Below are 4415 nucleotides of genomic sequence, written 5' to 3'. Positions count from 1 at the left end.
GGAAGTTCGGGAAGCACGACGCGCGCCAATGAAGGCCTCGGGCGCCGGGCCGAGGTGACCTGACGCCGCCCGCATGCATCCATTAGTATGAAGGGGTGCGGGCGAAAGTGGGCCTGCGCCAAATCCTGAGAGGTTGAGAGGCATGGTTCCCAAGCAACGGCTCGTAGTCCTCATCCTGACCCTGACGCTGGCGGTGGCCGCGGCGGCGCAACAAGCCACGGTGACGCCGGTGAGCGCGGCACTGAAGCCGCCCAAGGGGTCAAAAGTCGCCATTGTCGTGTTTGAAGACCTGCAGTGCCCGGACTGCCGGCGGGCGGCGCCGCTCTTGACGGAGGCGGCGCGGGTGTACAAGATCCCCCTGGTGCGCTACGACTTTCCGCTGCCCATGCACAACTGGAGCTTCGACGCGCACGTGATGGCGCGCTATTTCGACACCAAGTCCAAGAAGCTGGGGGACGAGTTCCGCGAGTACATTTTCCAGAACCAGCCGCAGATCACACGCGAGAACCTGCGCAGCTTCGCCGACCGCTTCGCCGCCGAGCACAAGACGCCGCTGCCCTTCCTGGTGGATCCGCGCGGCGAATTGGCGGTGAAGGTGAAGGCCGATTACACGCTCGGCCAACGCACCGGGGTCTCGCATACGCCCACGATTTACGTGGTCAGCGATTCGACGCGCGGCAAGCCGTTCGTCGAGGTGGTGGACCGCTCGGAGCTGTTCACGCTGATCGACGAGATGATCCGGGCGGCGAAGTAAGACTCTCACCGCCGAGGGCGCAGAGAACGCCGAGAAAAGATTTTCGCCGCGGATTCACGCGGACAAACGCGGATGACGCCTAATCCGTGTTCAATTGTGAAGATCCGTGGCTGACTTCGTGTCGGCGGTCTCGGCAGTGAATTCCAACTCAGGATCGCCGGGACTCTCTTCCGTCTGCGCCGGGCGGTCGGGCAGCAGAAATACGCGTCTGGCCAGGTCGCTCTTCAGCGTCTCTTCCCGATAGAAGCGTTTCAGGATGGGACTGGTCCAATCGAGCAGGTCGGGATTGGCGCGAGCGAATTCATTCCAACCTTCGCACTCTGCGCCCCGTTCCATTCGCTCGCGAACGAGGAACAGATAGGCCCAGGTGATGGTCTCGTGGTAGAGATTGGGCTTGCCGTTGGCGGCGGCCAGGCGGCGGAGTGCGGCGCTGAAATCCGCGATGGCTTCCAGCACCGGCCGAGTGCGCAGGTACAGCCAGGCCATGTGGACGTGGTCGGCATGATGGAAATCCTTGCCGGACAATTGTCCAGACTCGAAGGCCGCCATGAATTCCTGGTCGTTCATTGAAACCAACGTCATGTCCGGATCCCCTTCCGGCGCGGTTGGCGGCGACTCCGATTCGCTCTGGCCGCGGCGGGCGCCGCATGTGACTCGGTCAGGCGGTGGCTGGCCGAGGAGTCCAGCGAGAGCCCGTAGAAGCGCTTCAACTCGGCAATGCGCTCCAGGTTCTCCCGCTTGAACGGGCACTTGCCATCGAAGGCGTGCAGGACGATGCCTTCGAGCAGGTCGCCGAGGGTGAGGTCGTGGTATTCCGCCAGGGCTTTGAGCACCTTCACCAACCGCTTTTCCATGCGCACGCCGGTCTGGACGCGCTGGACCGGGATGCGCGGTGTGGGCTTCGATGTATCCGTCATGCACAGAATGTTACCTTGGTACCAAGGTAACAATCAAGAGAGAACGTTACTGCAGTCACGGATGGACACGGATCCGTCAGGGAGGAGTGCGGATCCGTGTTCCTCCGTGAAGATCCGTGGCCGTTTTGTTTTCCGGCGGTGAACTACTTCAGTTTTTCCAGGACCTCGAAGACATCGGCATTGGGCGGTTGTTCGCCCAGGTCGTAGACCCGGCTGAAGGCGATCTTGCCCTGCTTATCGACCACGAAGACGGCGCGCTCGTTGATGCCGGGGATGGGCGGGCCTTCGCGGAAGGCGCCGTAGGCGCGCGCCACTGCGCCGTGAGGATAGAAGTCGCTGCACAAGGGATAGTGCAGCATGCCGATGTCGTGCTTCTGCCAGCCGAGGTGGCAGAAGCTGGAATCGACGCTGATGCCCAGGACCTGGGCATTCGAGCCGGCGAACTTCGCGAGGTCGCGGTCGTAGGCCGGCATCTGCGCCGCTCAAGTAGGGGTCCAGGCGGCAGGAAAGAAGGCCAGCACCACGTGCTGCTTGCCGCGATAGTCGGAGAGCTTGACCTGGTGCTTGCGCTCGCCGGTGACCGCGGGCAGATCGAAGTCGGGCGCCTGGGCGCCGACGGGAAGTAGTGCCATCAATCCTCCGTCGCCGAGATGAGCGGCGAATCATTCAGTTTATTGGGTGACGCGCGATGCGACAAGCGGGACGATGGGTCTCGGCGACCTCTGCGCGCTCGGCGGTAAAAGCCTTTATGTCTTCCCCAGCAACTGCCGCAGTACGTACTGCAGAATGCCGCCGTGCTGGTAGTAGAGCACTTCCTGCGGCGTGTCGATGCGCACCGTGGCGGTGAATTCGGTGACCTTGCCGCCGGGAGCGGTGGCGCGCACGGTGACCGCGCGCCCGGCTTTGAAGCCGGAGTCGAGCAGCGCCTTCAGGCCCACGATGTCGCAGGTTTCATCGCCCGAGAGGCCGAGGGATTCGGCGTTCTGGCCGGCGGCGAATTCCAGCGGCAGGATGCCCATCCCGACCAGGTTGGAGCGGTGGATGCGCTCGTAGCTCTGGGCGATGACGGCGCGCACGCCCAGCAGGTACGGTCCTTTGGCGGCCCAGTCACGCGAGGAGCCGGAGCCGTACTCCTTCCCGGCGAGCACGACCAGCGGAACGTTCTCGCTGCGGTATTTCACCGAAGCGTCAAAGATGGACATGACTTCGCCATCCGGCAGGTGCCTGGTGACGCCGCCCTCGGAGGCGGGCACCATGAGGTTGCGCAGGCGGACGTTGGCGAAGGTGCCGCGCACCATGACTTCGTCGTTGCCGCGGCGCGAACCGTAGGAGTTGAAATCGGCGGGCTTGACGCCGCGGGCGATGAGGTACTGCCCGGCGGGACTGTCTTTCTTGATGGAGCCTGCGGGCGAAATGTGGTCGGTGGTGACGCTGTCGCCCAGTTTGGCCAGCACGCGCGCGCCGCGGATCTCGGTGATGGGCGGCGGCGTTTTGGTCATGGCCTCGAAATACGGCGGATGCTTGATGTAGGTGGAGTCCTTGTCCCAGGCGTAGGTCTTGCCGGAAGGCAGGGGCATGGACTTCCAGCGCTGATCGCCCTCGAACACCGACGCGTACGTCTTCTGGAATTGCGCCGAGGTCAGCGACTTCTCGACTGCCTGCGTGATCTCCTGCTGCGAGGGCCAGATGTCGCGCAGGTAGACGGGCTGGCCGTCGCGTCCTTTGCCGAGAGGCTCCTCGGCGAGGTTCACGTCCATGCGGCCGGCCAGCGCGTAGGCCACGACCAGCGGTGGCGAGGCCAGGTAGTTGGCGCGGACGTCCGGATTGATGCGGCCCTCGAAGTTGCGGTTTCCGCTGAGCACCGCGGCGACGACCAGATCGTTCTCCTGGACGGTTTTTGCGACTTCCGGCGGCAGCGGGCCGGAGTTGCCGATGCAAGTGGTGCAGCCGAAGCCCACGGTGTGGAACTTCAGCTTTTCGAGATAGGGCATCAGGCCGGACTGCGTCAGATATTCGGTGACCACTTTGGAGCCGGGCGCGAGCGAGGTCTTCACCCAGCGCGGGACTTCCAGTCCTTTCTCGACGGCTTTTTTGGCCAGCAGGCCGGCGGCCACCATCACCGAGGGGTTCGAGGTGTTGGTGCAACTGGTGATGGCGGCGATGACCACGCTGCCGTGCTTCAGATTCTTGCAGTAATCGCCGTTGCCGCCGGAGGCGGTGGCGTAGGGAGCGCCGCCTTCGCCTTCCCAGCGCGCCACCTGGTCCGGGCGCTTGGGGTTGGGCTTGACGAGCGAAGGCAAGGCTTCGGCGAAGTTGGCCGCAGCGCGCGAAAGCGGGACGCGGTCCTGGGGGCGGCGCGGCCCGGCCAGCGAGGGCTCGACCGTGCCCAGGTCCAGTTCGAGCGTATCCGAGTATTCGGCGTCGGGCGTTTGCGGCGTGTGGAACAAGCCTTGCTCCTTCGCATAGGCCTCGACCAGCGCGACCTGGTCGTCCGAGCGCCCGCTGAAGCGCAGGTAGCGCAGCGTCTCCGCGTCCACGGGGAAAATGCCGCAGGTGGCGCCGTACTCGGGCGCCATGTTGGCGATGGTGGCGCGGTCGGCGAGCGGCAGGTTGGCCAGGCCGGGTCCGAAGAATTCGACGAACTTCCCCACCACGCCCTTCTTGCGCAGCATCTCGGTGACGGTGAGGACCAGGTCGGTGGCGGTGGAACCCTCGCGCAGCCTGCCGGTCAGGCGAAAGCCGAC

Annotated in this window: 5 protein-coding genes; 1 reads left to right on the top strand and 4 read right to left on the bottom strand. The window is 64.6% G+C overall.

Going from position 1 to position 4415, the window contains the following annotated elements; genetic code table 11:
- Positions 1-142: 142 nt before the first annotated feature.
- The gene (locus tag VLE48_15265) at positions 143-754 is read left to right on the top strand and encodes a thioredoxin domain-containing protein (GenBank protein HSA94372.1); all 612 of its coding nucleotides are present in this window, start codon (positions 143-145) and stop codon (positions 752-754) included.
- A 90-nt stretch (positions 755-844) separates the two neighbouring features.
- Here VLE48_15265 and VLE48_15260 read toward each other — a convergent pair whose 3' ends face one another.
- The 4 genes from VLE48_15260 to acnA all read right to left on the bottom strand — a co-directional run.
- A complete protein-coding gene (locus VLE48_15260) occupies positions 845-1336 on the bottom strand; it encodes a hypothetical protein (protein HSA94371.1) in 492 nt (163 codons plus the stop codon).
- Positions 1333-1671, bottom strand: a complete 339-nt coding sequence (locus VLE48_15255) for a hypothetical protein (protein HSA94370.1) — start codon at positions 1669-1671, stop codon at positions 1333-1335. The genes VLE48_15260 and VLE48_15255 overlap by 4 nt, the downstream gene beginning before the upstream one ends.
- A gap of 143 nt (positions 1672-1814) precedes the next feature.
- Positions 1815-2303 carry a redoxin domain-containing protein gene (locus VLE48_15250; GenBank protein ID HSA94369.1) on the bottom strand — a complete coding sequence of 163 codons (489 nt, stop codon included), beginning with the start codon at positions 2301-2303 and terminating at the stop codon, positions 1815-1817.
- Between the two features lie 114 nt (positions 2304-2417).
- The coding region (gene acnA / locus VLE48_15245; GenBank protein HSA94368.1) for an aconitate hydratase AcnA at positions 2418-4415 on the bottom strand (1998 nt) is incomplete at its 5' end.

The sequence above is a fragment of the Terriglobales bacterium genome (genome assembly GCA_035454605.1).
Lineage (GTDB): Bacteria > Acidobacteriota > Terriglobia > Terriglobales > Acidobacteriaceae > DATMAB01.
The sequence above is the reverse complement of the archived record's forward strand: the minus strand, read 5'-3'. Positions and strand labels throughout refer to the sequence as shown.

Bases quoted from the DNA above. Each gene is read 5' to 3' on its own strand.
- VLE48_15265 (HSA94372.1), top strand. From the start codon at position 143: ATGGTTCCCAAGCAACGGCTCGTAGTCCTCATCCTGACCCTGACGCTG.
- VLE48_15260 (HSA94371.1), bottom strand. From the start codon at position 1,336: ATGACGTTGGTTTCAATGAACGACCAGGAATTCATGGCGGCCTTCGAG.
- VLE48_15255 (HSA94370.1), bottom strand. From the start codon at position 1,671: ATGACGGATACATCGAAGCCCACACCGCGCATCCCGGTCCAGCGCGTC.